The sequence below is a fragment of the Rhodococcus tibetensis genome, from assembly GCF_024438035.1.
Classification (GTDB): Bacteria; Actinomycetota; Actinomycetes; order Mycobacteriales; family Mycobacteriaceae; genus Rhodococcus_F; species Rhodococcus_F tibetensis.
Window position 1 is genome coordinate 20899 of sequence record NZ_JANFQF010000022.1, and the last position, 26838, is coordinate 47736.

Sequence of the window (26838 nt, forward strand, 5' to 3'; positions counted from 1 at the left end):
ATGGACGTGCACTACGACTCTCTCTTCATCGGCGGCGACTGGGTTACGCCCTCGTCGAGTCAGCGGATCACCGCTGTCTCGGCCAGTACCGAGGAGGTGATCGGCTCGGTACCCGAGGCCCAGGACGCCGACATCGACGCCGCCGTTGCCGCCGCCCGCCGCGCTTTCGACGACCCGGCCGGGTGGGCGCACTGGGCTCCGGCCGACCGCGCCACCGCCATGGAACGCCTCGCCGACGCACTCGAGCGCCGCGCCGAGGACGTCGTGCAGCGAGTCAGTTCCCAGAACGGCATGCCCGTCGCCGTGGCCCGGCAACTCGAAGGCGCGTTCCCGGTAATCCTGCTGCGCTACTACGCCGGTCTGGCCCGCGAGACCGCCACCGAGGAGACCCGCCCCGGACTGCTCGGCGGTAACACCCTGGTCCGCCGCGAACCGATCGGTGTGGTCGGGGCGATCGTGCCGTGGAACTTCCCTCAGACTCTGGCCGCGTTCAAGTACGCTCCCGCGCTGGCTGCCGGTTGCACGCTGGTGATCAAGCCGTCACCGGAGACCGTCCTCGACAGCTACATTTTTGCCGAGGCCGTGGCCGAGGCCGGGATTCCCGCCGGAGTGGTCAACATCGTCCCCGGTGGCCGCGACGCCGGCGCGTACCTGGTCGCGCATCCGGGTGTGGACAAGATCAGCTTCACCGGTTCCACCGCCGCGGGCCGGTCCATTGGTGAGGTGTGCGGCCGACTGCTGCGGCCGGTGACCCTGGAACTGGGCGGCAAGTCCGCCGCGATCATCCTCGACGACGCCAGTCTGAACTTGCAGGAGGTGGCCGAGAAGCTGTTCACTGCAACACTTCTCAACAACGGACAAACCTGTTTCCTTGGGACGCGGGTGCTGGCGCCGCGGTCGCGGTACTCCGAGATCGTCGATCTGTTCACCGATTTCGCGGGAGCTATGAAGGTCGGTGACGCGCTGGACGAGACCACGCAGATCGGTCCGATGGCCACCGCGGCGCAGCGCGAGCGCGTCGAGCGGTACATCGCCAAGGGTCGCGGTGACGGTGCCCGCGTCACCATCGGCGGCGGCAGGCCCGTGGACCGCGACAGGGGGTGGTTCGTCGAGCCGACGATCTTCGCCGACGTCGACAACAACCACACCATCGCCCAGGAAGAGATCTTCGGCCCGGTGCTGGCCGTGATTCCGTACGGCGGCGACGACGAGGCGATCCGCATCGCCAACGACTCCGACTACGGCCTCGGCGGAACCGTGTGGACCGGCGACCACGACCGGGGGCTCGCGTTGGCGAAGCGGGTGCAGACCGGCACCATCGGCGTCAACACCTACCTCCCCGAACCCACCGCTCCCTTCGGCGGCGTCAAAGCCAGCGGTCTCGGCCGTGAACTCGGTCCGGAAGCCCTGTCCAACTACCAGGAACTGAAATCCGTGTACTTGGGATGATGCAGTTTCGCCCCGGCGGGTCAGGGCCGGACGAGGTTACGACCGGTCGCCTCGATCCGCCGGGGTGTAGGGGAACTAGGGAGTCGAACGTAGACTCGCAAGTGCGTGACACGGTGTGGAAGGACGTCGAGACCATGACCGAACTCGACAATTCGTCACGACCACTCATCGCGCAGTCCTGGCAACGAGTGGCGATGAGCGGACTGTATCCGGGAGCGTCCGTCGACGATGCCGCGATCGAGGAAGTCGACAGGCGCAGCCGGCTGATGGTCGCTGCCGCACCGGTGCTCGACGAAATGGCCGGTGAACTCGAGGGATCCGGTTTCGCCGTCATCCTCGCCGACCGTAATGCACGTCTGGTCGATCTCCGCTACGGCGAACGGCGCCTGCAACCCAAACTCGAGAAGGTCGGCGCCGTGGAGGGCCGCCGATTCCTCGAGGAAACCACAGGTACCAACTCGATCGCCACCGCCTTCGAGCTACGCCGGGGCCTCGCGGTCCGCGGCGAGGAGCACTACATCGAGGCCCTCAAGAGGTTCAGCTGTTACGGCCAGCCCGTGCTCAACCCGGTGACCCGCCGGATCGAGGGTGTCCTCGACATCACCTGTTTGAACGAGGACGACAGCCCGTTGCTCGCGCCTTTCGTGATTCGTTCGGCGCGTCAGATCGGTGAGCGGTTGCTCGAAGAATCCCGCCAGGCCGAACAGCGAATCTTCCGCAGTTTCCAGGATGCGACCGTACGTGCCCGCAACCGCCCGGTGATCGCCATCGGGGACGACATTCTCCTCGCGAACACAGCCGCGATTCAAATCCTCGAACCGGCCGATCACGCCCTCCTTCGTGCGTTGGCGATAGACGCGCCGATGGACCGGGAGGTGACTCGCGACATCGATTTGTCGACGGGCAGGCTGTCGGCGTCGGTCCTGCGGATTCCCGGAAGCGGAGCGGCTCTCTTCACCCTCGACGAACCACTCACCCGTTCGAAGACGCTGCAGCCGGGGCCGGTCGCGTCGATCGGGTCGGTCCTCATCACTGGTGAGCCGGGCTCTGGTCACACGACAGCCGCCCGCGCGGTTGCCGACGAGCAGGCCGTCTGGTTCGACGCTGCACAGGTCTCGGAGTGGGGTGAGCGACAATGGGCCGAGCAGCTCCGGCGGCAGCTCGACCAAAGCCGATGCGTCGTAGTCGAAGCGATCGAATTTCTCCCACCCGCGCTCGCCAGGCGGGCTGCAGAATACCTACGCTCGGCGCGAGCGAGGGTCATCGTCACCAGCGCGCCGGTCGACGAGCTGCCCCCAGAGCACGCCGCACTCGTCGCACACTGCACGGAGAGAATCGAGCTCGCGCCGCTGCGTCACCGCCGCGCCGACATCCCCGGACTCGTGAAGAAGATGCTCGACGACCTCGGTACAGCGACGCAAGTGCGTTTCACACCGGCAGCGCTCGAAGCTCTTGCCGGGCAACAGTGGGCGGGGAACTTACGCGAACTGCACACCGCCGTGACAACGATAAGCACCTCTCGGAGCGCGGGGGATATCACCGTGAGCGACCTGCCGGAGCAGTACCGTGGCAGGCTGACCCGACCGCTCACAGCACTCGAGCAGGCCGAACGTGATGCAGTCGTCAAGGCGCTCAAGGACTTCAAAGGAAATAAGAAGGCTGCCGCCCAGCAGCTGGGAATCAGTCGCACCACCCTGTACCGCGTTATCCGCTCATACGGAATCGTCACCACGCCCACTCGATAGGCGGAACGATTCGCACCTCGAGGAGATCACATTGCCTACCCTTACAGTTCACGGCGCGACCCTGCATTACCGGGAAGTCGGTGAGGGCCCCGTCCTCGTTCTGGTCCATGGCTCGGCCACCGACTCGACCACGTGGGAGGGTGTCCTCGACGACCTCGCCCGGGATCACCGGGTCATCGTCTACGACCGGCGAGGATACGGAGAGTCCCGGCACAAGCCGGTGCGAGATCACCGAATCCACGCGCGAGACCTGGAAGCCGTGCTCGAGCGGGTAGTCGAAGAACCCGCGAAGGTTGTCGGTTGGAGTTCCGGTGGGAACATCGTGCTCGCCACGGCCGCCCGCAGACCTGAACTCTTCCGAGAACTCGTCATAGTAGAAGCACCCTTTCACGGCCTGCGGTACGCCGATCGATCGGTTCTGGCTGCTGGGTTGCGGTTGAAGCTGAACCAGGTGAGAGGCCGGCCCCTCGAGGCGGCTGAGGTCTTCTTTCGCTTCGCCACCACCTTGCAGTCGGGCGGCAACAGCTATGACATGGCCGACGATGCGGTTCGGTCGAACATCCGGCGTAACTCCACCCCGGTACTGGCGGAATGGGACCCGCATCCGTTCGGCGTCATGGCCGAGCACGTGCCGCTCGACGCGATAGTGGACCTGCCGGTTCCGATCACCTGGATCCTCGGAGCGGAGAGCTCCCCGTGGATGACCGGCCTCCACAAACGTATCATTCGGCGGCGGAGCAACATTCACACAATCACGGTGGAAGGAGCCGGTCACCTGGTTCATATAGAACGTCCCACCGAGTTCGTCGCCGCTGTGCGGTCGACGGCACGAATGACTCAGTGAGCTGTTCGACGGACGTACAACCTTCTGGCCCACAAGTAGGAGAGTGCCGCGATCGCGACGCTCCATCCGATGGCCAGCACGGCGTTGTTGCCGATGGGGCCGCCCAGTAGAAGCCCGCGCAGTGTTTCGATGACCGGGCTGAACGGCTGGTACTCGGCGAACCAGCGGAGTCCCACCGGCATCGAATCCGTAGGGACGAAGCCGCTTCCGAGGAATGGGAGCAGCACCAGGACCATGGGCAGATTGCTTGCCGTCTCCACGCTCTTCGACACGAGGCCGAGCGCGACGGACAACCAGACGAGCGCGAAGGTGATCATCGCGAGTACGCCGACCGCGGCGGTCCACTCGACCAATCCGGCGGTGGGCCGAAACCCGATGAGCACCGCGACGCCGATGACGACGCCCAGACTCAGCGCCGCTTGAATCAGGCTGCCGAGCACGTGCCCGGTCAGCACCGAGGCGCGAGCGATGGCCATGGTGCGGAACCTCGCGATGATGCCCTCGGTCATGTCCATGGCCACCGAAATCGCTGTGCCCTGAGCCGTACTGGCGATGGTCATCAGGATAATCCCCGGCGTGACGTAGTCGACGTAGGCGGCTCGCCCGCCGCCTGGTGCGCCGAGTCCTGTTCCCAGGGTGCCACCGAAAACGTACACGAACAGGAGTAGGAGAATGATGGGCATGCCGACGAGCATCACGGTCATCGATGGGTAGCGCACCAGGTGCCGGAGATTGCGGCGCAGCATGGTCGCCGAATCGCTTACGGTCAGCGAGAGAGTAGTCACTGCAGGGTCTCCTTCTGATGGTTCGGGCTGCCGGTCAGTGCGAGGAACACGTCGTCGAGGTCGGGTGTGTGTACGGAAAGCGCTGCGCGGTAGATCGATTCGGCACTCAGTCGCGCGAGAAGGGTCTGCAGCGACTGCACGCTACCGTCGCTCGGAAGTTGCAAGGTGAGCGCATCCGCGTCGTGTGTCGCGTCGCCGAGAACGCTCGCCGCTGTCTCGAACGAATCCACGTCGGCGAACTGCAGGACGACGTGACCGCCCGGTACGAGCCGCTTCAGTTCAGCCGGAGTGCCTTCTGCCACGAGCTTTCCGTGGTCGAGGAGTGCGATGCGATCGGCGAGCCGGTCTGCCTCCTCCAGATACTGGGTGGTGAGAAGAATCGTGATGCCGTCGTCCACCAGGTCGCGGATGATCTGCCAGAGGGTGCGGCGACTACGCGGGTCCAACCCAGTGGTCGGCTCGTCCAGGAAGATGACGCGTGGGCTGCCCACCAGGGTCATCGCGAGATCGAGTCGCCGCCGCATCCCCCCGGAGTAGCTTCCCGCCGGCCGGGTGCGGGCCTCCGTGAGGTCGAACTGCTCCAGGAGTTCGGTAGTGCGCCGTCGTCCTTCCCCACGGCCCAGGTGGTGCAGGTCGGCCATCAGGATCAGGTTCTCTTCCCCGGTGAGCAGATTGTCGACTGCGGAGAACTGGCCGGTGACACCGATCGCTGCCCGCACCGAATCCGGTTCACGAACCAGATCGTGTCCCGCCACTCGGATGTCGCCGGCGTCCGCATCGATCAAGGTGGAGAGGATGTTGACGGTGGTGGTCTTGCCGGCACCGTTGGGTCCGAGGAGTGCAAACACCGTTCCCTCCGCGATGGTGAGGTCGATGCCGTCGAGGACGACTGTGTCGCCGTAGGACTTTCGAAGCCCGATTGCCGAGATGGCTGGGCGTGTGGAAACTGCGGTTGTCATTGCGCTTCCTTTCGAGGTGCTTCCGGGGCTTATGAACGTCGAATGACGATGTCGCCGTGGCTGGTGTGGGCGCGAACGTCGATCGTCTCGTTGGACGATCCGGGGCTGTCCGCGGTATCGAGGTGGTTGTCGACCTTGCCGAATGAGGTGCGCACGTCGAGCCGCGCCGCTGTCCCCGCCCGGATCCCCATCTCGATCTGTCCGAATGCGGTGTCGAACGAGGCTGTGCCGCGGACGATCTCACCGATTCGAATGTCACCGTTTGCCGTTGCGCAGGTAATGCCACGGTGCGCGCAGTCCACGGAGATGTCACCGTTGGCCGTGTTGACGCGGCTGTCACCGGTGACGTCACCGATCCAATTGTCGCCGTTGGAGTTCTTGATCACCGCAGTGCCGTCGATCGCGCGGACGCGTATCTTGCCCGACCCGGTGCGCACGTCGGCGTCGCCCAGAACTCGTCCGGCAACTACGTCGCCGGCGCCGGTGCCGGCGTCGAGTGAGCCGGTGTCGCCGAGTTGGATGTCACCCGTCGACGTCTTGATCCGGCACTCCCCGAGCCGGCCTGCAGATCGGAAGGCTGCCACGGCCGCCTTCGCCTCCAGGCGGGAACCCGTCGGCAGTTCCACGGTGACGTCGACCGACCCGGTTCTGCCGAACAGACCGAGACCGCGCTGCCGTGGAGCCTTGACCAGTAAGTGACCGGCGGAGTAGTCGACGCGAGTCTGTTCGGCTGCCCGGACGTCCGGTTCGTGGGAGCTGTCGCTCGGGCGTACCTCCACGACGGTGTCTTTGCTGTCGCGTGCGGTGACGCGAATGTCGCCGACAACGAGTTCGATCGTCGCCTCGATCGGTTCCGGGGTGCTGAAGGTGGGCATGGTGATCCTCCGATAGATGATGAAGTGGGTGCTGGATGCGAGCGGAGGATGCGTCAGCGCACCCAGCCGGTGTAGCTGTCTCCGCCCCGGGGTGCGCGACGCTCGGGGCGAGAAGGGCTGTTTCCGACGCCCAGCGCTGCTGTCGCCGAACGGACAAGCCAGGCGTTCACCGACAGTCCCGACTCGCGCGCCGCTTCCTCCACTCGGTCCTTCATGTCCTGCGTGAGACGGAGGTTGATCCGGGTCATTGCGCCGTCGTCACCTTCGGGCAGACGGCGGGTGGAGGTGTTGACGGTGGGCGCCTCCGCCTCGTCGAACGAAGCGTCGACCGGGGGTGGCGTGACGACGAAACTCGGTTCCTTCCCGCGCAGACGGAGATCGACCGAGCCCGGCGCGAGGTCCCGGGTGATTTCACTGGCCGCTGTCGACAGAACATCCAACATCGCGAGCCGCACTGCCGATTCGAGTGGTGCCACCAATCGCTCGGCTACGGCGAGGGCATCCTCCCCACCCGCTTCGGCGGCAACGGCAAGTTGGGAGCGGAGAGCGGCGACGTAGGGCGCGAGATCCATGGCATCAGCATGGCACCAATGTGATGCCATTACAAGGCGTCGGTGGCACCATGTGGTCGCGAGCGCTGCCTTTGGCCCTACCTCGGGGTGACGCGGAAGCGAAGCCCGAAGTTGTTCAGGGTCGGCGGCAGACGCCGCTCCGGCGTCAGTGCGGGGGTGGAGGTGAGCTCGAAGTCGGCGGCCTCCAGCAACAACGCCAGCATCGTGCTCGTCACGAACAACACGAGGTTTCGGCCCGGGCATTCGGCGGGACCTGCGCTGAAAGGCACCAACTCGGGACGAGACTGCGCCATTCCGTCGAGCCAGACCGCCGGCGCGAACTCGTCGGCGAACGAGAATGTTTCACCGTCGCGGTGAAATGCGGGCGCGAGAATCAGGAAAGCGGTTCCCGCCGGAATCGTGAACTCGACGTCCGCGGCGCCCCACGTGGTGTCGCTGGTGGAGTCACGCAGAATGGTCGGCGTCGTCGGCCACAGCCGCACCGACTCGAGCACACACGCGCGAAGATACGGGTATTGCTGGGGAACTGCCGTGTCACAGGCGGCAATCTCCTCCTGGGCGAGTCGACGTTGCTCGGGGTGACTGGACAGCAGAGCCAGAGCGCGACTGCTGGCGATGCCTGCCGCATCGAAAGCGAAGAGCCAGTGCGGTATCTGACCGACCGGGTCGATGGCCCCGCCGGCGGGTAGGGCGGCGAGGGCACTGACCACGCATCCCGGCTCCGCTTTGTCGACGTAGGAGTACAGGCTCTCGATGAACCGGTCATGGAGTTTGCGTCGCTGCGGGAGAAAGTAGGACCAGTTGCCGTTCGACCGGAGCTTGCGGAGCTGATCGGTGACCGTGTTGTCATCGCGGGCCGACTTGCCGAGGACGATCTGACGCACCATGCGCCACCACGTGCGGGTGAACTCGTCGTTGTCGAGGGTTCCCTTCGCCTGCACGGATGCCATCAGTGCCGCCATCTCGTGCCGGATCACCTCCACCATCGGGCCGGCGAGGTGATGCATCGCGTGCGAAGTGTCGAGGGCCTCCTCGTTGACGCGCCGACGTTCCCGCCGGATGTGTCCCTCCGAAATCAGCACACCGTGCGGCTGGAACGGCGACAGCGCCCCCTTCTTCTCCCTGTTGGCAGGATTGAACGGGTCGGGTGTGCCGCCCAGGACGCGACCTGCATCGGTCCCGGTCAACACCACTGCGAGCCGCCGGCCCGGTATCCGCAGCTGCAGCGGTCCGGGCCCATAGCGCTCCCGCAACTCGCGAACGAACGGCACGGTGGGCGCGTCGGCACCGAGTCGCTCCAGCGCGGCCATCATGCGGGGACGCCGCGCGATGACACCGGCTGCGATCGGGCTGAATCCCAGTACTGCCGCTATACGAAGTGCCTCGAGTCCCGACACCGTCGGGCCACCGCCCAGGGCTGCGGTCTCGAGTGCACGATGCTCCGCGTCTCGCGTGGTGTTGGTCGCCATGGAGGTGGTGGTACCCCCGGCCGCCATCGGTAAACCGATGGCTCTCACTTCGGCATCGGTGGGTCGGTCACCGAGAGCATGTCAGCCCAATGCAGCTGTCCTGCAGACTTGTCCGCTGCGGTACGCGCCACTGGGCGGATTTACACCCCGGGGCACAGGTACTGGCGCGCCCGGTTCCAGAAGGGAAAGAGCTGCGGGCTGCCTGCCTCCGGGTGGTCGCGCCGAGCGAGTTCGACGAACTCGAGGATGGTCTTACCCGACGTCTCCGAAAGCCTGCAGGCCTGCAGGCTCAACTTGGCCGACGCCGCGAACCCGATGTCCCGCGCGTAGGGACCGAGGTCGCTGGTATCGACGAAGTTGTCGAGCCGCTCACCCCACCGGTTGTACGAATTCTGCAGGTCGAAGTCGCAGCCCGGCGGAAAGAGTTCACGACACGTCATCGGTCTCCCGTCGATCATGAACGCCTTGTCCTCGACCGGACGCGCGGGGGTGTCCTGCGGCGACCGGGACGTGACATAGAACAGGGCAACTGCCACCGCACACAGGGCCAGCACCACTAGCAATGTCGACGCCAAACGCCTCATGTCCGTACCGTCCGTTCGATCGTCGTGCTTCGAGACCGTGTATCCATCCTGACGGATGTGAAGCGGGGCCGGTAGCGGTGTTCGGAAGCCGGTGCAAGGGTTCGATCGGACGGCCCGTGGCGTGGCACCCGGCCACCCCGCTGACGCCGGATCATCCTGAAAGCAACGCAATCCGGCCACGCCGGGCCGGTAGCATCGGGTCCGTGACCGACGCGACCGCCCGTCCCAGCCGCCCCGACTCGCTGCGCGTCCTTGTCTACAGCGATGACCCGAACACCCGCCGGCAGGTCATGTCGGCTCTGGGTAAGCGTCCGCATCCCGATCTGCCGGAACTCGAATACGTGGAGGTGGCGACCGGCCCGGTGGTGATCCAGCACCTGGATGCGGGCGGGATCGACTTGGCCGTCCTGGACGGGGAGGCATCCCCGGCCGGGGGGATGGGAATTGCCAAGCAGCTGAAGGACGAAATCGACCCGTGCCCGCCTGTGCTGGTGCTGACCGGGCGAGTTGACGACGCGTGGCTTGCCAACTGGTCACGGGCCGAGGCCGCGGTTCCTCATCCGATCGACCCCATCCGGCTCGGCGAGGCGGTTGTCGCGCTGCTCCGCACTCGTATTTCGTCTTAGGGCCGGCTCTCCGAAGCCCATCGACGCGGGCAGGTCTGCCCGCGCGATATTGCCTCTTGACCTGCATCTTTACTGACCGATCCGCCATCCGCAAACTGTCACGTGGCCGACGCGGTGGGAGGGAATTACACCCACGTAAATCTCTGGGGAACTGCGGGCGCTGAAACCGAGACAAGACCGCCGAAACCGGTAGTCTGTGTCTCAACTCACATATCTACGCGCTGAGGGATTCTCGGTTCGAGGAGATGGGGTATCGCGGACAGGCTCGCAGGGAGGTGCTCAGCGCATGAACGTTTACGTGCCGATTCTCGTGCTCGGAGCGATTGCTGTCGCCTTTGCGGTCGTATCGGTGATCTTGGCGTCGGTCGTCGGTCCGAAGCGCTACAACCGGGCCAAGCTCGACGCTTACGAATGCGGAATCGATCCCACCCCCCAGCCGGTGGGCGGAGGCCGCTTTCCTGTGAAGTACTACCTGACCGCCATGTTGTTCATCATTTTCGATATCGAGATCGTGTTCCTCTACCCGTGGGCGATCCATTTCGATGCCCTCGGTTTCTTCGGTCTCGTTGCTATGGCTCTCTTCATTTTCAGCGCTGCGGTGGCCTACGTATACGAGTGGCGGCGTGGCGGTCTCAGTTGGGATTAGGTGCTTTTCGGTTGCTCGCAGTGCTCACGTATCTGCCGGGCCCCCGGAAGCGGATGAATAGCGAAACCGGAAGTAGGAAGAGTCGGATATGGGTATCGAGGAGAAGGTGCCGAGCGGCTTTCTGCTGAGCACGGTGGAAGGTCTGGCCGGCTATGTGCGGAAGGGTTCGTTGTGGCCCGCGACTTTCGGCCTCGCGTGCTGCGCTATCGAGATGATGGCCACCAGTGCCGGGAGGTTCGATATCGCCCGATTCGGTATGGAAGCGTTCCGGGCGTCTCCGCGCCAGGCCGACCTGATGATCGTCGCCGGCCGGGTCAGCCAGAAGATGGCACCGGTGCTTCGCCAGATCTACGACCAGATGGCCGAGCCGAAGTGGGTGCTGGCGATGGGTGTCTGCGCCTCGTCGGGGGGCATGTTCAACAACTACGCCATCGTCCAAGGTGTCGACCACGTGGTTCCGGTGGACATTTATCTGCCGGGCTGCCCTCCACGGCCGGAGATGTTGCTGCACGCGATCTTGAAGTTGCACGAGAAGATCCAGGAGATGCCGCTGGGCGTGAACCGCGAAGAGGCGGTACGTGCGGCGGAGGAGGCCGCCCTGGCCGTCACTCCGACGATCGAGATGAAGGGCTTGCTCCGATGACCGCCCCGAGCAAACCGAGCCATGTGGTTGTGTGCTCGGCCCGTGGGGCCTGGACTGAGGAGCGAGGGAGCGTAGCGAGTGAGTGACGAGGGAAGGGTCCGCGAGGAAGGCCGAGCATTCGTGAGCGAAGCGAGCCATGTCTCAGCGAGCCATGTGGTTGTGTGCTCGGCCCGTGGGGCCTGGACTGAGGAGCGAGGGAGCGTAGCGAGTGAGTGACGAGGGAAGGGTCCGCGAGAAAGGCCAAGCACCTGCGAGCGAAGCGAGCCATGTCTCAGCGAGCCATGTGGTTGTGTGCTCGGCCCGTGGGGCCTGGACTGAGGAGCGAGGGAGCGTAGCGAGTGAGTGACGAGGGAAGGGTCCGCGAGGAAGGCCAAGCACCTGCGAGCGAAGCGAGCCATGTCTCAGCGAGCCATGATTCAGTGATCGGTGTGCGCCGGGGGATGTTCGGTGTGCGCGGTAGTGGGGATACGTCGGGGTATGGGCGGTTGGTGAGCCCGGTGGCGTTGCCGGGCGGTTCGCCTCGCCCTTTGGGCGGGTATTTCGATGAGGTGGCGGATGGCCTCGAGGCTGCGTTGGCGGAGCGGGGTGTGGGTGTGGGGGAGGCGATCGAGCGGATTGTCGTTTTCCGTGAGGAGTTGACATTCCATGTTCGCCGCGAGTTCTTGCCGGTGGTGGCCCGCTCGTTGCGGGATGAGCCGGGGCTGCGTTTCGAGTTGTGTTTGGGCGTCAGTGGTGTGCATTACCCGCAGGAGGTCGGCCGGGAATTGCATGCGGTGTATCCGTTGATGTCGATTACGCATAACCGTCGGGTCCGTGTGGAGGTGGCGGTGCCGGATGCGGATCCGCATGTCCCCTCGCTGTATGGCGTGTATCCGACGAATGATTGGCACGAGCGGGAGGTGTATGACTTTTTCGGCATCGTGTTCGATGGTCATCCGTCGTTGACTCGGATCGAGATGCCTGATGACTGGTCGGGGCATCCGCAGCGTAAGGATTATCCGCTCGGCGGTATTCCTGTGGAGTTCAAGGGTGCGGAGATAGCGCCGCCCGATGAGCGGAGGGGGTACAACTGATGGGCGAGGGTGCGGCGCGTGCGGAGCGGCCGGAGGTCATGGTCACTGTCGCCGGGCAGGATTGGGACGAGATCATCGCCGCGGCGAGGGTGCCTGCGGAGGGTACGGCGCAGGGGACGGGCGAGGAGCGGATTGTCGTCAACATGGGCCCCCAGCACCCTTCTACGCATGGTGTTTTGAGGCTCATCCTGGAGATCGAGGGTGAGACGGTCACCGAGGCGCGTTGTGGAATCGGCTACTTGCACACGGGGATAGAGAAGAACCTGGAGTACCGTAACTGGACTCAGGGTGTGACGTTCGTGACGCGGATGGATTATTTGTCACCGTTCTTCAACGAGGTGGCGTACTGCCTGGGTGTGGAGAAGTTGCTGGGGGTCACCGAGGAGGTTCCGGAGCGGGCCACGGTTGTCCGGGTGATGCTGATGGAGCTCAACCGCATTTCGTCGCATTTGGTGGCGTTGGCCACGGGTGGCATGGAGTTGGGTGCCGTCACGGCGATGTTGTTCGGTTTCCGTGAGCGTGAGCTGATTCTGGACGTCTTCGAGGCCATCACGGGGCTTCGGATGAATCATGCTTTCATCCGGCCGGGTGGGCTCGCCCAGGACCTTCCGGCCGGTGCTGTGGAAAAGGTTCGTGAGCTGCTGACGGTGATGCCGTCGCGGATACGGGATATGGAGAACCTGCTCAACGAGAACCGGATCTGGAAGGCCCGTACCGAGGGCATCGGGTACTTGGATCTTACGGGTTGTATGGCGTTGGGGATCACCGGCCCGATGCTTCGTGCCACCGGGTTGCCGCACGATCTGCGGAAGTCGGAACCCTACTGCGGTTACGAGAGTTATGAGTTCGACGTCTGCACCCACACGGGTTGTGACGCGTACGGCCGGTATCTGATCCGAGTCGACGAAATGAAGGAGTCGCTGAAGATCGTCGAGCAGTGCCTCGACCGTTTGCGTCCCGGCCCCGTCATGATCGAGGACAGGAAGATTGCCTGGCCCGCGGATTTGACCTTGGACAGTGACGGATTGGGAAACTCGACCAAGCATGTACGCAAGATCATGGACACCTCGATGGAGTCGTTGATCCACCACTTCAAGTTGGTGACCGAGGGTTTCCGGGTACCGCCAGGCCAGGTGTATGTGGCGGTGGAATCTCCGCGTGGAGAATTGGGTGTGCACATGGTCAGCGACGGCGGCACCCGCCCGTATCGGGTGCACTACCGCGACCCCTCGTTCACCAACTTGCAGGCTGTCGCCGCCATGTGTGAGGGCGGCATGGTGTCGGATGTCATCGCCGCGGTCGCCAGCATCGACCCTGTCATGGGCGGAGTGGACCGATGAAACCTCTGCCTGGTAGTTCAGCGCAGGTACCCGCGAGCGCAGTGAGCCAAAGTACGCGCGTGTTCATCGAATTCGGCCCGCGGCCTGAGGAGAACGGCCAACTCGTAAGGCCGGGTGCCCGAGAGAGCTATCCGCCGGAGGTTCGGGCCAGGTTGGGCGCGGACGCCGCCGAGATCATCGGCCGCTATCCGAAGCCGGGGGTGGAGCCGGGCGAGCGACCCCAGAACACCGCACGGTCAGCGTTGTTGCCATTGCTGCACTTGGTGCAGGCGGAGGACGGGTACATCAGTCCGGCGGGCGTGGACTTCTGCTCCGATCAGCTCGGTCTCACAGGGGCGGAGGTGGCTGCGGTGGCCACCTTCTATTCGATGTACCGGCGCAATCCGACCGGTGACTACTTCGTCGGAGTCTGCACCAACACGTTGTGCGCGATCATGGGCGGTGATGCGATTCTCGCTGCGCTCGAGGATCACCTCGGTGTGCGACCGGGCGAGACGACGCCGGACGGCAAGGTCACCGTGGAGCACATCGAATGCAACGCGGCCTGCGATTTCGCGCCTGTCGTCATGGTCAATTGGGAGTTTTTCGACAACCAGTCCCCGGAATCAGCACGCACATTGGTGGATTCGCTTCGGTCCGGGGAGAAGGTCACGCCCAGCCGGGGAGCGCCGCTGTGCACGTTCCGGGAGACGGCTCGCGTGCTTGCCGGTTTCCCCGACGAGCGGCCCGGGGCGTTGGAAGCCGGCGGCGGCGCCGGCCACGCCACGTTGGCCGGGTTGCAGGTTGCCCGGAAACTCGACATGGATGCGCCATCTCCGTCGGCCGGACCATCTGGGTCCGGGCCGCAGGCCGAGATCGGCGAGTCGTTGGCGGCGGAGTCGACGAAGGACAAGCCGGCTCCCGCACCGTCCGAACCGGCGCCGCCGGGCGCATCCACTTCTGGGACCGACCCGACACACAAGGGAGACTGAGGTGCCGCTGACTCCTGTCCTGAGCCGGTATTGGGATGACCCCCAGTCCTGGACTCTCGACACCTACCACCGCCACGACGGGTACGAGGCGCTGCGTAAAGCGCTGAAGATGCAGCCGGACGAGGTCATCGACACGATCAAGGATTCGGGGCTGCGCGGTCGTGGTGGTGCCGGATTCCCGACTGGGGTGAAGTGGGGTTTCATCCCGCAGGACGACGCCAAACCGCACTATCTGGTGGTCAACGCGGACGAGTCCGAGCCCGGCACCTGCAAGGACATTCCGCTGATGCTGGCCACCCCGCACGCGCTGGTCGAGGGTGTCATCATCGCCGCGTACGCCATTCGCTCGAGCCACGCCTTCATCTATCTGCGCGGCGAAGTGGTGCCGGTGCTGCGTCGCCTGCAGGCTGCGGTATCCGAGGCGCACGCCGCCGGGTACCTGGGCCGCAACATTCTCGGTAGCGGGTACGACCTCGACCTCGTGGTCCACGCCGGTGCGGGCGCGTACATCTGCGGCGAGGAAACTGCTCAGCTCGATTCTCTGGAAGGACGGCGCGGACAGCCCCGGTTGCGTCCCCCGTTCCCCGCGGTGGCGGGGTTGTACGCCTGCCCGACGGTCGTCAACAACGTCGAATCGATCGCGAGCGTGCCGCCGATCCTGAGGAACGGGATCGAGTGGTTCCGTTCGATGGGTACGGAGAAATCGCCCGGATTCACCCTCTACTCGCTGTCCGGTCACGTCACCCGGCCCGGACAGTACGAGGCGCCGCTCGGCATCACGCTGCGGGAGCTGCTCGAGTACGCGGGGGGAATGCGCGCGGGGCATCAGCTGAAGTTCTGGACCCCGGGTGGTTCGTCGACCCCGATGTTCACCGACGAGCACCTCGATGTTCCGCTCGACTACGAGGGTGTGGGCGCAGCAGGATCGATGCTGGGCACCAAGGCTTTACAGCTGTTCGACGAGACCACCTGCGTGGTGCGCGCGGTGCTGCGCTGGACGGAATTCTATGCCCACGAATCGTGTGGCAAGTGCACACCCTGCCGGGAAGGCACCTACTGGCTGGTGCAAATTCTGCAGCGTCTCGAGAGCGGCGGCGGTTCCGAGTCCGACCTGGAGAAGTTGCTCGACATTTCCGACAGCATCCTCGGGAAGTCGTTCTGTGCCCTCGGTGACGGGGCGGCCAGCCCGATCATGTCTTCCCTGAAGTACTTCCGGGACGAGTATGTCGCGCACTTCGAACAGGGCGGCTGCCCGTTCGACCCCCACCAGTCAACTCTCATGGCAGGAGTTCACGCGTGACAGCCCAGGTGCCTGCTAACGAAGTGAGCCTCCTCATCGACGGCGCCGATGTCAGCGTTCCGAAGGGCACCCTGTTGATTCGCGCCGCTGAGCTGGCCGGAATCCAGATTCCGCGGTTCTGTGACCATCCGCTGCTCGATCCGGTGGGCGCCTGCCGTCAGTGTCTGGTCGAGGTGGAGGGGCAGCGAAAGCCGTTGGCCTCCTGCACGACCACCGTCACCGACGGCATGGTGGTGCGCACTCAGCTCACCTCGGCTGCCGCAGACAAGGCGCAGAAGGGTGTGATGGAGTTGCTGCTCATCAACCATCCGCTCGACTGCCCGGTCTGCGACAAGGGCGGCGAGTGCCCCCTACAGAATCAGGCCATGTCCAACGGGCGGGCAGAGTCGCGTTTCGAAGAAGTCAAACGCACGTTCCCCAAGCCGATTCCACTCTCCTCACAGGTGTTGCTGGACCGGGAGCGGTGCGTGCTGTGCGCCCGGTGCACGCGATTCTCGCAGCAGGTCGCCGGCGATCCGTTCATCGAACTCCAGGAGCGGGGTGCGCTGCAACAGGTCGGCATCTATGCCAAGGAACCGTTCGAGTCGTACTTTTCCGGCAACACCGTGCAGATCTGCCCGGTCGGTGCGCTGACGGGTGCTGCGTACCGGTTCCGTGCGCGTCCGTTCGACCTCGTCTCCAGTCCCAGCGTTTGCGAGCACTGCTCGAGCGGCTGCGCCCAGCGCACCGACCACCGCCGCGGCAAGGTGTTGCGACGATTGGCCGGGGACGACCCGCAGGTCAACGAGGAGTGGAACTGCGACAAGGGGCGGTGGGCTTTCACCTACGCCACCGAGGGCGACCGCCTCACCACCCCGCTGGTCCGCGACGACACGGGCACGCTGGTGCCCGCTTCGTGGCCGGATGCCCTCGCGGTTGCGTCCCGGGGGTTGGCGGCCGCACGAGGCAACGCGGGGGTTCTCGTCGGCGGCCGGGCGACGGCGGAAGACGCATACGCCTACGCGAAATTCGCGCGAGTTGCGCTGGAGACCAACGATATCGACTTCAGGATCCGGCCGCATTCCGCCGAAGAGGCCGACTTCCTGGCGGCACGGGTCGCGGGCCGCGGACTCGAGGTCACATACGACGATCTGGAGAAGGCCCCCGCCGTCCTCCTCGTCGCGTTCGAGCCCGAGGAGGAGTCGCCCATCATCTTCCTGCGGCTCCGCAAGGCGGCACGCATGAAGGGACACGGGGTGTACTCGATCGCCCCCTTCACCACCCGCAGCTTGTCGAAGATGTCGGGTCGGTTGCTGCGTGCGGTGCCCGGAGCCGAGCCGCAGCTGCTCGAAGCGCTCGTCAGCGACCCGGAAACCCGGCTCGACGAACATGGCGTGGCCGTCGCGGATGCGTTGCGTCAACCGGGCGCGGTCATCCTCGTGGGCGAACGACTGGCGAACGTTCCCGGCGGGCTCTCCGCGGCCGTGCGCCTCGCGGACGCCACCGGCGCGCGCCTGGCGTGGGTGCCGCGACGGGCCGGTGAGCGGGGCGCGCTCGAAGCGGGCGCCCTGCCCGGACTTCTACCCGGGGGTCGGCCCATCGATGATTCGAAGGCGAGGCGGCAGGTGACGTCAGTTTGGAACGTGCCGGAGCTGCCGTCGGATCCTGGTCGTGGCACCGAGGAAATCCTTGCCGCGGCGGCAGCCGGCACGCTCGGCGCACTGGTGGTCGGTGGGGTGGAGGTCGCCGACCTGCCCGATCCCAGGGCTGCCCTGTCGGCAGTCGAGGCAGCCGACTTCGTCGTCAGTCTGGAACTGCGCAGCAGTGAAGTGACCGAACGGGCGGACGTGGTCTTCCCCGTCGCACCGGTGGTGGAGAAACCGGGCACCTTCCTCGACTGGGAGGGCAGGCCGCGGGTGTTCGAGGCGGCGTTGCGCGGAACGGGTGCCATGCCCGACCAGCGGGTGCTTCATGCCCTCGCTCACGAAATGAACATCCCGCTCGGGCTTCCGGACGCCGCCGCGGCGCGCGCGGAACTGGGGCGACTCAACCTTTGGGACGGTGAGCGACCGGCCGGGCCTGCGTATTCTCCGCGGGAGGTGCCGCAGCCCGGTCCGGGTGAAGCCGTTCTGGCGAGTTGGCGGATGCTCCTCGATTCCGGCCGTCTGCAGGACGGGGAACCCCATCTTGCCGGGACCGCTCGAACACCGGTCGTCCGCTTGTCGGCCGCGTCGGCTACCGAGATCGGTGCCGGAGAGGGTTCTGCGGTGACCGTCAGCACCGAACGAGGATCGGTCACCCTCCCGTTGGTGATCGCCGACTTACCCGATCGGGTGGTGTGGATTCCACTCAACTCACCCGGTTCCGCAGTCTTCCGGCAACTCGCAGTCTCGTCGGGGAGCGTCGTCCGCGTCGCGAGTGCGGTCGGCGCCGAGTCGACGAGTTCGACGCCGAATGCGCCCGAGGAGGTCTCGTGACCGTTCTTTCGCTCGACTACCCCGACCCGTCGTTGTTCGGCCACGACCCGTGGTGGCTGATCCTCGGGAAGGCTCTCGCCGTCTTCGTGTTCCTCATCCTGACCCCGCTGATCGCGATCCTCGCCGAGCGCAAGGTCATGGCCAGGATGCAGATGCGGATCGGCCCCAACCGCGTGGGCCCTGGAGGCATGCTGCAGAGCCTCGCCGACGGGGTCAAGCTGGCGCTGAAGGAGGGCATCACCCCGAAGGGCGTCGACAAGCCGATCTATCTGCTTGCGCCGATCATCGCCGCAGTGCCCGCGTTCATGGCCTTTGCGGTCATCCCGTTCGGCCCGGAAGTCTCGATCCTCGGTCACCGCACGGCACTTCAGCTGACGGACCTCCCAGTGGCCGTCCTGTACGTCCTCGCGGTCACTTCCGTCGGTGTCTACGGGATCATCCTCGCCGGGTGGGCGTCGGGCTCGACCTACCCTCTGCTCGGCGGTCTGCGGTCGACGGCGCAGGTGATCTCGTACGAGATCGCGATGGCGCTGTCGTTCGCCGCTGTGTTCCTGCACGCGGGCACGATGTCCACGTCGGGGATCGTGGCGGCGCAAGACCGTATCTGGTACGTATTCCTCTTGCTCCCTTCGTTTCTCATCTATGTCACCTCGATGGTCGGGGAGACGAACCGTGCCCCGTTCGACCTGCCCGAGGCCGAGGGTGAGCTCGTCGGCGGATTCCACACGGAGTACTCCTCGCTGAAATTCGCCATGTTCATGCTCGCCGAATACGTGAACATGGTGACGGTGTCCGCGCTCGCCACCACACTGTTCCTCGGTGGCTGGCATGCGCCCTGGCCCTTCAACATGTGGGAAGGCGCCAATACGGGTTGGCTGCCCGTCTTGTGGTTCACCCTGAAGGTCTGGGGATTCCTCTTCGTCTTCATCTGGTTGCGGGGCACGCTTCCGCGACTGCGCTACGACCAGTTCATGAACATGGGCTGGAAAATACTGATTCCGGTGTCGCTGGTGTGGATCATGATCGTCGCCACGGTGCGGGCATTCCGCAACGACGGGTACGACTTCTGGCCGGTCGCCCTCGTCACCGCAGGCGTGACCCTCGGGCTGGTGGTGCTCGCGATGCTGTGGGCCCGCCTCCGTCGCAGTCGAACTCGCGCTTCTGGCGAAGCCGCGCAATCCCATACCGGAGGTGACACTCCTGCCGCTCGCCCGTTCGACCCCATGGCAGGAGGTTTCCCGGTGCCGCCGATGCCCGGACAGCGCACACCAGTGCCCCCACGCACCCCCGTCGCCGTGGGTCGTTCCGCAGGCTCCGCTCGAACGAACAAGGAGGACAGCGATGTCTAAGTTCCTCGACCCCATTGCCGGTTTCGGTGTGACGTTCTCGACGATGTTCAAGAAACCGAATACCGAGTACTACCCGGAGGAGAAGACCCCGACCGCTCCCCGCTACCACGGCCGGCACCAGCTCAACCGCCACCCGGACGGGCTGGAGAAGTGTATCGGGTGCGAACTGTGTGCCTGGGCATGCCCGGCCGACGCCATCTATGTGGAGGGCGCCGACAACACGGCGTCGGAGCGTTATTCACCGGGTGAGCGGTACGGCCGGGTGTATCAGATCAACTATCTGCGCTGCATCGGCTGTGGGCTCTGCATCGAAGCGTGCCCCACGCGGGCGCTGACGATGACCAACGAGTACGAGCTCGCTGACGACAATCGGGCAGATCTCATCTACGACAAAGACCGTCTCCTCGCGCCTCTCGAGCCGGACATGGAGGCAGCACCGCACCCCATGGCTCCGGGCACCACAGCCGAGGACTACTACCGCGGCACGGTGACTGCCGCGGCGACGGCAGACACGCCTGCCGCGGAAGCCGAAGACGACGAACGGCAGGTCGAGGTGAGCGAGACGATCAGGAAAGAAGAGGCACGGTGGTGACCACGTTGTCTTCCGCTGTGCTGGCCGCGGAGCCCCTGACACGGACATCGACGGGCGAGGCCGTGCAGTTCTGGATCCTCGGTGCAGTAGTGATCATCGGCGCTGTGGGCATGGTGATTGCCCCGAAAGCGGTGTATTCGGCCGTCTTCCTCGCCATGACGATGATCATCCTGGCCATCTTCTACATCGCCCAGGGCGCACTGTTCCTCGGTGTCGTGCAGGTGGTGGTGTACACCGGGGCGGTCATGATGCTGTTCCTGTTCGTGCTCATGCTCGTGGGCGTGGACTCGTCCGACTCGCTGGTCGAAACGATCCGAGGCCAGCGCGCTGCCGCGGTAGCGGCGGGAATCGGATTCGGGCTCCTGCTGATCGGCGGCCTCGGTAACGCGTCGACGCAGTGGGCGCGTTCGGCTGAAGGTCCCGGCTTCGCCGATCTGGAGCAAGCCAACGCCGGCGGAAATGTCGAGGGCCTCGCCGAGCTGATCTTCCTGCAGTACGTATGGGCGTTCGAGCTGACCGGCGCCCTCCTGATCACCGCGACCATCGGCGCTATGGTGCTGGCGCATCGCGAACGGTTCGAAATCCGCAAGGGTCAGCGCGAGTTGTCACAGGACCGCTTCCGTCGATGGGCGCAACGGAGTGTCGGCGACACTCCCGACGCTCACGTCACCCCGCTGCCCAGTCCCGGTGTCTACGCACGGCACAACGCCGTCGACATGCCGGCCATGCTGCCGGACGGCTCCTATTCTCGGCTGTCGGTCAGCCGGGTTCTCCAACAGCGCGGACGTCACCCCAGCGGGTCCGTGACGGGTGAGGTGCACGGCGCAGAAGTTTCGCCGACACAGTCCGCAGCGTTCGGTGAGGAGGGCACCCGGTGAACCCGGAAAACTACTTGTACCTGTCGGTCCTGCTGTTCACGATCGGCGCGGCGGGGGTTCTTCTCCGTCGCAACGCCATCGTCGTGTTCATGTGCATCGAACTGATGCTCAACGCTGCCAACCTGGCGTTCGTCACCTTCTCCCGAATGCACGGCAACCTCGACGGGCAAGTCTTCGCGTTCTTCACCATGGTCGTCGCAGCGGCCGAAGTGGTGGTGGGTTTGGCGATCATCATGACCATTTTCCGGTCGCGCCGCTCGGCGTCGGTCGACGACGCCAACCTGCTGAGGTACTGACATGAGCGGGGGGATTACGTCGCTCGTGTGGCTGCTGCCCGCTCTACCGCTGTTCGGTGCCGCCGTGCTGCTGCTGACAGGCCGCCGCAGCAACAGGTGGGGACACCTGCTCGGTTGCGGGACGGCACTGGCCGCGTTCGCACTGGGTCTCGCGCTCTTCGTCGACATGCTGGGCGCGGACAAAGCCGATCGTGCGGTACACCAGAATTTGTTCAGCTGGGTTCCGGTGGCCGGCCTGCAGGTCGACTTCGGACTGCAACTCGACCAGTTGTCCATCTGTTTCGTGCTGCTGATCACCGGCGTGGGGTCGCTGATCCACCTCTATTCCATCGGATACATGGCACACGGGCCCGACCCCGCCGGCCGCACCGCAGGCTCCGCGCCTGGCAGACGCCTGTTCTTCGCCTACCTCAACCTCTTCCTCGCCGCGATGCTCCTGCTGGTGCTAGCAGACAATTACCTGGGCCTGTACGTGGGCTGGGAGGGTGTCGGTCTCGCGTCCTACCTGCTCATCGGCTTCTGGCAGTACAAGCCGACGGCAGCGACCGCCGCCAAAAAGGCCTTCGTGGTCAACCGTGTGGGAGACATGGGGTTGGCCGTCGCGATGATGATCATGTTCGCGACCTTCGGCACCATTTCCTTCGCCGGAGTGTTCGCCGGCGCAGAAGGCGCGGGCCAGAGCATCACGACCGCAATCGGATTGACGCTACTCCTGGCCGCCTGCGGAAAGTCGGCGCAACTGCCGCTGCAGTCGTGGCTCGGTGATGCCATGGAGGGACCCACCCCCGTGTCGGCCCTCATCCACGCCGCAACCATGGTGACCGCCGGTGTCTACCTCATCGTCCGGTCCGGTCCGATCTTCGATCTCGCTCCCACCGCCCAGTTGGCTGTCGTCATCGTCGGAGCCGCCACCCTGCTGTTCGGGGCGATCATCGGTTGCGCCAAGGACGACATCAAGAAGGCGCTCGCCGCCTCCACGATGAGCCAGATCGGATACATGGTGCTGGCCGCCGGACTCGGCCCGGCCGGGTACGCATTCGCAATCATGCTGTTGCTGGCCCACGGCTTCTTCAAGGCCGGACTGTTCCTCGGCGCCGGATCGGTCATGCATGCCATGAACGACGAGACGGATATGCGACGCTACGGCGGACTGCGCACCGTCATGCCGATCACCTTCGCGACATTCGGTCTCGGCTACCTGGCCATCATCGGAATCCCGCCCTTCGCGGGCTTCTTCGCCAAGGATCCGATCATCGAGGTGGCCTTCGCCGCGGGTGGCGTCAAGGGCGTGATCCTCGGAACGGCCGCACTGCTCGGCGCCGGAATCACTGCCTTCTACATGACCCGCGTCATGCTCTTGACGTTCTTCGGGGACCGGCGCTGGGCGGCCGACGCGCATCCGCACGAGTCACCCCGGGTGATGACGATACCGATGCTCGTACTCGCGGTGGGTTCGGTCGGATCCGGTGCGGCACTGGCCATCGGTTCGTCGTTGGTGAACTGGCTGGAACCAGTTGTCGGCGCTCACCACGAGGAGGCGGCAATCCCGGTGTGGATGATGACCGTCCTCATCCTGGTGGTCGTGCTCGCCGGTGTCGCCGCGGCCTATCGGCAGTATGCCGCAAAGGAAGTGCCCGAAACCGCTCCGGTCGCGGTCTCCCCGCTCACCCTCGCAGCCCGCAACGACCTCTACGGTGACACCGTCAACGAGGCGGTCGTGATGCGTCCCGGCCAGTATCTGACGCGGCTGCTGGTGTACTTCGACAACAAGGGCGTCGACGGCGTCGTCAACGGTGTCGCCTCCGCGGTGAGTGGGGGGTCAGGATTGATCAGGCGCCTGCAGACCGGCTTCGTCCGGTCGTATGCACTGTCCATGTTCACAGGTGCGGCACTGGTGGTCGCGACGATGATGCTGGTGAGGCTGTGGTGAACAACTTTCCCTGGCTGACGGTCCTCTGGGTGCTGCCGATGGTCGGCGCCGGCGTGGTCCTGGCAGTTCCCGCGCGCAGACGGCACCTCGCCAAGTCGATTGCGCTGGGTGTGGCCATAGCCGTTCTCGTCCTCGCGGGCGGGCTGGCGATCGGATTCGATGCAGGCGGCGCTCAATACCAGTTCGTCGAATCCCACTCGTGGATACCGGCTTTCGGTACCGGTTACACCCTGGGACTGGACGGCATCGCGCTGGTGCTGGTTCTGCTGACCGCGGTGCTGGTGCCGCTGCTGTTGCTGGCAGGCTGGAACGACGGCCAGGACGCGCCCGACTACACGCAGCGACGGGTGGCCCATACGTATGTGGCGTTGATCCTGATGGTCGAGGCGATGGTGCTGGTGTCGTTCACCGCCCTCGACATCCTGCTCTTCTACGTGTTCTTCGAGGCGATGCTCATCCCGATGTATTTCCTCATCGGAGGTTTCGGCGGGGCGCGCCGCTCGTATGCTGCGGTGAAGTTCCTGCTGTACAACCTCTTCGGCGGCCTGATCATGCTCGCTGCGGTGATCGGCCTCTACGTCGTGACCGCCGACGGGGGCACCGGGACGTTTGACTTCAGGGAGGTCGTGGCAGCCGCATCCGCGGGAGAGCTCGGCGCCGACCCCGCCGTTCTCAATGCACTGTTCCTCGGCTTCATGTTCGCCTTCGCCGTCAAGGCACCGCTGTGGCCGTTTCACTCCTGGCTCCCGGACGCGGCCGTGGAGGCGACACCGGCAAGTGCGGTGCTGATGATGGCCGTCGTCGACAAGGTGGGCACCTTCGCGATGCTGCGGTACTGCCTTCAACTGTTCCCCGAGGCGTCCGCTACGTTCGCGCCCCTGATCGCCACGCTGGCGGTGATCGGCATTCTCTACGGCGCAGTGCTCGCTATCGGCCAAACCGACATGATGCGGCTGATCGCTTACACGTCGATTTCGCATTTCGGGTTCATCATCCTCGGGATCTTCGCCATGACCAGTCAGGGCCAAGCCGGCTCCACGCTCTACATGGTCAACCATGGAATCTCGACTGCGGCACTGTTCCTCATCGCCGGGTTCCTGATCTCGCGCCGCGGCACGCGCCTCATCGACGCCTACGGCGGCGTGCAGAAGGTCGCGCCCGTTCTGGCCGGCACGTTCCTCGTCGCAGGGCTCGCGACGCTGTCCCTGCCCGGGCTGGCACCGTTCGTCAGTGAATTCCTCGTCCTCGTCGGCACCTATCCGCGCTACCAGGTTGCCGCCGTGTTCGCGGCCGGTGCACTCGTCCTCTCCGCCGTCTACGTGCTGTGGCTGTACCAGCGGGTGATGACCGGTCCGATCACCGAGGACAACGAGAAAGTCCGGGACCTCGTGCCCCGTGAACTGGCTGTGGTCGCACCGCTCATCGCTCTCTTGATCATCCTCGGCGTGTATCCCAAGCCCGCCCTGGACGTGATCACACCCGCCGTCGGCCAAATCCTCACCACGATCGACCGGCAAGACCCGGCGCCCACTGTTCCCACCGACCCCCGCAGCGGCTCCGTAGCCGAACAGGCACCGGACGGAGGTACTCACCCATGAGTCCCGACACATTGCTCGCGCAGAGTCCGGCGCTGCCCACCCCGGACATCGAGTACGGTCAGCTTTCACCGATGCTCATCGTGTTCGGGGTGGCCGTGGCCGGCGTGCTCGTCGAGTCCTTCCTGCCACGCCGGGCCCGCTACACGAGTCATCTCGTTCTCAGCCTCGGTGGTCTCGCGGCGGCGTTCGTCGCCGTCGTCCTGCTCGCGGGAACACGTAGTTCGGCGGTCATGGGCGCCGTGATCATCGACGGACCGACCCTGTTTCTGCAAGGGACGATTCTGCTGGTCTCGATCCCGGCGATTCTGCTGATTGCCGAGCGGGGCCTCGACCGCATGCGGGTGTCGGCCGGTGTCGCGGTCAGTGCAGGCCGGGCAACCGCCGACGCCGCCGTGGTGGCGGATGCATTCGCCCCTCAGGCGGCGGCCCTACCCGGGAGCGCGGCCGAACGGGAGGCCGAGGAAGCCGGCGCCGCCCAGACCGAGGTCTTCCCCCTCACGTTGCTCGCAATCGGCGGGATGCTGTTGTTTCCCGCCGCAGGTGACCTTCTCACCATCTTCGTTGCCCTGGAAGTGCTGTCGCTGCCGCTGTACCTGCTGTGCGGACTGGCCCGCCGCCGACGCCTGCTGTCCCAGGAAGCTGCGCTCAAGTACTTCCTCCTCGGCGCGTTCTCCTCGGCGTTCTTCCTCTACGGAGTGGCGCTGCTCTACGGTTACGCCGGGACGGTCCAGCTGGCAGGGATCGCTGATACCGTCGCCGATGGTTCCGGCAACGAGGGAATGGCCCTGATCGGCACCGGACTGCTCGCGGTGGGGTTGTTGTTCAAAGTCGGTGCGGTGCCGTTCCATTCGTGGATACCGGACGTTTACCAGGGCGCCCCCACCTCGATTACCGCATTCATGGCGGCGGCTACCAAGATCGCGGCCTTCGGCGCGATGCTCCGCATCTTCTACGTCGCCCTCCCCGGCCTCCGCGACGACTGGCGGCCCATGCTGTGGGTGGTTGCCATCCTCACCATGGTCATCGGTGCGGTCCTGGCGGTGACTCAGACCGATGTGAAACGTATGCTCGCGTACTCGTCGATCGCCCACGCCGGGTTCATCCTCACGGGTCTCATCGCCGCCAACGACGCCGGGTTGTCGTCGACGATGTTCTACCTCCTCGCCTACGGCTTCAGCACCCTCGGCGCCTTCGCTGTCGTCACCCTCGTCCGGGACTCCGACGGGGAGGTCACGGAGATGTCGCGGTGGGCGGGAGTGGGCAGGCGTTCACCTCTCGTCGGGGTGGTATTCGCCTTGTTCCTGCTCGCTTTCGCCGGTATCCCGCTGACCAGTGGGTTCGTCGGCAAATTTGCGGTCTTCCAGGCCGCGATCGAGGGCGGCGCCACCCCACTCGTCCTCGTCGGGGTAGTGAGCAGCGCGATCGCGGCGTTCTTCTACGTGCGCGTTATCGTGCTGATGTTCTTCTCGGAGCCGCGGGACGACGCGCCGACGGTCGTGATACCCAGCGTGCTGACCACAGCCGCCGTCTCCGTCTCCGTCGTGGTCACCATTGTTCTGGGCATCCTGCCGCAGACCGCGCTCGATATCGCCGACCGGGCTGCAGTATTCGTGCGCTGAGCCGGGCCGGCAATCAGGCTGGGTGCGTCCGACGTATCGGGCTCAGAAGATCGTCCCGAGATTGCCCTGCAACAGAGCCGACACTACATACAGCACAATGACCAGCGGATAGTACAGGTTCATCGCTGTCACCTCCATGGGAGCCCGGTCGTTCGTGATCGTGCGACGACCACCGGACGAGTACCCACTTGCCGCACGGCATACGAGTGCACTGCATCACGATTGGGTACCCCACACCG

General features: G+C 65.3%; 24 protein-coding genes. 18 read left to right on the plus strand and 6 right to left on the minus strand.

The features are described from left to right. From NOF53_RS22015 to NOF53_RS22025, 3 genes are all read left to right on the plus strand, one after another. The gene (locus NOF53_RS22015; RefSeq protein ID WP_255972706.1) at positions 1 to 1449 is read left to right on the plus strand and encodes an aldehyde dehydrogenase; all 1449 of its coding nucleotides are present in this window, start codon (positions 1 to 3) and stop codon (positions 1447 to 1449) included. Positions 1450 to 1550: 101 nt separating this feature from the next. Next, on the plus strand, positions 1551 to 3194 hold the full coding sequence (locus NOF53_RS27775) for a sigma-54-dependent Fis family transcriptional regulator (protein ID WP_255972707.1): 1644 nt from the start codon (positions 1551 to 1553) through the stop codon (positions 3192 to 3194). A gap of 31 nt (positions 3195 to 3225) precedes the next feature. Beyond that, positions 3226 to 4038 carry an alpha/beta fold hydrolase gene (locus NOF53_RS22025; protein WP_255972708.1) on the plus strand — a complete coding sequence of 271 codons (813 nt, stop codon included), beginning with the start codon at positions 3226 to 3228 and terminating at the stop codon, positions 4036 to 4038. On the opposite strand, the gene NOF53_RS22030 is transcribed toward NOF53_RS22025, so the two are convergent. The 6 genes from NOF53_RS22030 to NOF53_RS22055 all read right to left on the minus strand — a co-directional run bounded on the left by NOF53_RS22030 (position 4032) and on the right by NOF53_RS22055 (position 9282). After that, positions 4032 to 4784 (minus strand): ABC transporter permease, encoded by a 753-nt coding sequence (locus tag NOF53_RS22030; RefSeq protein ID WP_305087188.1) that lies wholly within the window; start codon positions 4782 to 4784, stop codon positions 4032 to 4034. The genes NOF53_RS22025 and NOF53_RS22030 overlap by 7 nt on opposite strands. Before the next feature lie 35 nt (positions 4785 to 4819). Then, positions 4820 to 5782: an ATP-binding cassette domain-containing protein gene (locus NOF53_RS22035; protein WP_255972711.1), complete on the minus strand. Its 963-nt coding sequence runs from the start codon at positions 5780 to 5782 to the stop codon at positions 4820 to 4822. A gap of 29 nt (positions 5783 to 5811) precedes the next feature. Then, a complete protein-coding gene (locus tag NOF53_RS22040) occupies positions 5812 to 6657 on the minus strand; it encodes a DUF4097 family beta strand repeat-containing protein (protein WP_255972713.1) in 846 nt (281 codons plus the stop codon). A 53-nt stretch (positions 6658 to 6710) separates the two neighbouring features. Next, positions 6711 to 7229, minus strand: a complete 519-nt coding sequence (locus NOF53_RS22045) for a hypothetical protein (RefSeq protein WP_255972715.1) — start codon at positions 7227 to 7229, stop codon at positions 6711 to 6713. A 77-nt stretch (positions 7230 to 7306) separates the two neighbouring features. Then, positions 7307 to 8698, minus strand: coding sequence for a cytochrome P450 (locus NOF53_RS22050; RefSeq protein WP_255972717.1), 1392 nt, complete (start codon positions 8696 to 8698; stop codon positions 7307 to 7309). Positions 8699 to 8838: 140 nt separating this feature from the next. Then, complete coding sequence (locus NOF53_RS22055) at positions 8839 to 9282, minus strand: hypothetical protein (protein WP_255972719.1); 444 nt, start codon at positions 9280 to 9282, stop codon at positions 8839 to 8841. Between the two features lie 203 nt (positions 9283 to 9485). Between NOF53_RS22055 and NOF53_RS22060 the strand changes: the two genes are divergently transcribed. The 15 genes from NOF53_RS22060 (at position 9486) to nuoN (ending at position 26599) form a co-directional block, all read left to right on the plus strand. After that, positions 9486 to 9908: an Rv3143 family two-component system response regulator gene (locus tag NOF53_RS22060; protein ID WP_255972721.1), complete on the plus strand. Its 423-nt coding sequence runs from the start codon at positions 9486 to 9488 to the stop codon at positions 9906 to 9908. Positions 9909 to 10194: 286 nt separating this feature from the next. After that, positions 10195 to 10554 carry an NADH-quinone oxidoreductase subunit A gene (locus tag NOF53_RS22065; RefSeq protein ID WP_109335456.1) on the plus strand — a complete coding sequence of 120 codons (360 nt, stop codon included), beginning with the start codon at positions 10195 to 10197 and terminating at the stop codon, positions 10552 to 10554. Positions 10555 to 10642: 88 nt separating this feature from the next. After that, on the plus strand, positions 10643 to 11197 hold the full coding sequence (locus NOF53_RS22070) for a NuoB/complex I 20 kDa subunit family protein (protein ID WP_109334497.1): 555 nt from the start codon (positions 10643 to 10645) through the stop codon (positions 11195 to 11197). A gap of 338 nt (positions 11198 to 11535) precedes the next feature. Beyond that, positions 11536 to 12270, plus strand: coding sequence for an NADH-quinone oxidoreductase subunit C (locus tag NOF53_RS22075; RefSeq protein ID WP_255972726.1), 735 nt, complete (start codon positions 11536 to 11538; stop codon positions 12268 to 12270). Then, the gene (nuoD, locus tag NOF53_RS22080) at positions 12270 to 13610 is read left to right on the plus strand and encodes an NADH dehydrogenase (quinone) subunit D (RefSeq protein WP_255972728.1); all 1341 of its coding nucleotides are present in this window, start codon (positions 12270 to 12272) and stop codon (positions 13608 to 13610) included. Before NOF53_RS22075 ends, nuoD begins: the two co-directional genes overlap by 1 nt. Then, the gene (gene nuoE / locus NOF53_RS22085; RefSeq protein ID WP_255972730.1) at positions 13607 to 14581 is read left to right on the plus strand and encodes an NADH-quinone oxidoreductase subunit NuoE; all 975 of its coding nucleotides are present in this window, start codon (positions 13607 to 13609) and stop codon (positions 14579 to 14581) included. The genes nuoD and nuoE overlap by 4 nt, the downstream gene beginning before the upstream one ends. A gap of 1 nt (position 14582) precedes the next feature. Next, entirely contained in the window at positions 14583 to 15881 is a 1299-nt protein-coding gene (gene nuoF / locus NOF53_RS22090) for an NADH-quinone oxidoreductase subunit NuoF (RefSeq protein ID WP_255972732.1), read from the plus strand. A gap of 23 nt (positions 15882 to 15904) precedes the next feature. After that, entirely contained in the window at positions 15905 to 18337 is a 2433-nt protein-coding gene (locus tag NOF53_RS22095) for an NADH-quinone oxidoreductase subunit G (protein ID WP_255972859.1), read from the plus strand. Further along, on the plus strand, positions 18334 to 19686 hold the full coding sequence (nuoH, locus tag NOF53_RS22100) for an NADH-quinone oxidoreductase subunit NuoH (protein WP_255972734.1): 1353 nt from the start codon (positions 18334 to 18336) through the stop codon (positions 19684 to 19686). The genes NOF53_RS22095 and nuoH overlap by 4 nt, the downstream gene beginning before the upstream one ends. Then, positions 19679 to 20278, plus strand: a complete 600-nt coding sequence (nuoI, locus tag NOF53_RS22105; RefSeq protein WP_255972736.1) for an NADH-quinone oxidoreductase subunit NuoI — start codon at positions 19679 to 19681, stop codon at positions 20276 to 20278. Before nuoH ends, nuoI begins: the two co-directional genes overlap by 8 nt. Next, positions 20272 to 21156 carry an NADH-quinone oxidoreductase subunit J gene (locus NOF53_RS22110; RefSeq protein WP_255972738.1) on the plus strand — a complete coding sequence of 295 codons (885 nt, stop codon included), beginning with the start codon at positions 20272 to 20274 and terminating at the stop codon, positions 21154 to 21156. The genes nuoI and NOF53_RS22110 overlap by 7 nt, the downstream gene beginning before the upstream one ends. Further along, positions 21153 to 21452: an NADH-quinone oxidoreductase subunit NuoK gene (gene nuoK / locus NOF53_RS22115; RefSeq protein WP_255972740.1), complete on the plus strand. Its 300-nt coding sequence runs from the start codon at positions 21153 to 21155 to the stop codon at positions 21450 to 21452. The genes NOF53_RS22110 and nuoK overlap by 4 nt, the downstream gene beginning before the upstream one ends. Position 21453: 1 nt before the next feature. After that, positions 21454 to 23382, plus strand: a complete 1929-nt coding sequence (gene nuoL, locus NOF53_RS22120; RefSeq protein ID WP_255972743.1) for an NADH-quinone oxidoreductase subunit L — start codon at positions 21454 to 21456, stop codon at positions 23380 to 23382. After that, a complete protein-coding gene (locus NOF53_RS22125) occupies positions 23379 to 24980 on the plus strand; it encodes an NADH-quinone oxidoreductase subunit M (protein ID WP_255972745.1) in 1602 nt (533 codons plus the stop codon). The genes nuoL and NOF53_RS22125 overlap by 4 nt, the downstream gene beginning before the upstream one ends. Then, a complete protein-coding gene (nuoN, locus tag NOF53_RS22130; protein ID WP_255972747.1) occupies positions 24977 to 26599 on the plus strand; it encodes an NADH-quinone oxidoreductase subunit NuoN in 1623 nt (540 codons plus the stop codon). The genes NOF53_RS22125 and nuoN overlap by 4 nt, the downstream gene beginning before the upstream one ends. The last annotated feature ends 239 nt before the right edge of the window (positions 26600 to 26838 follow it).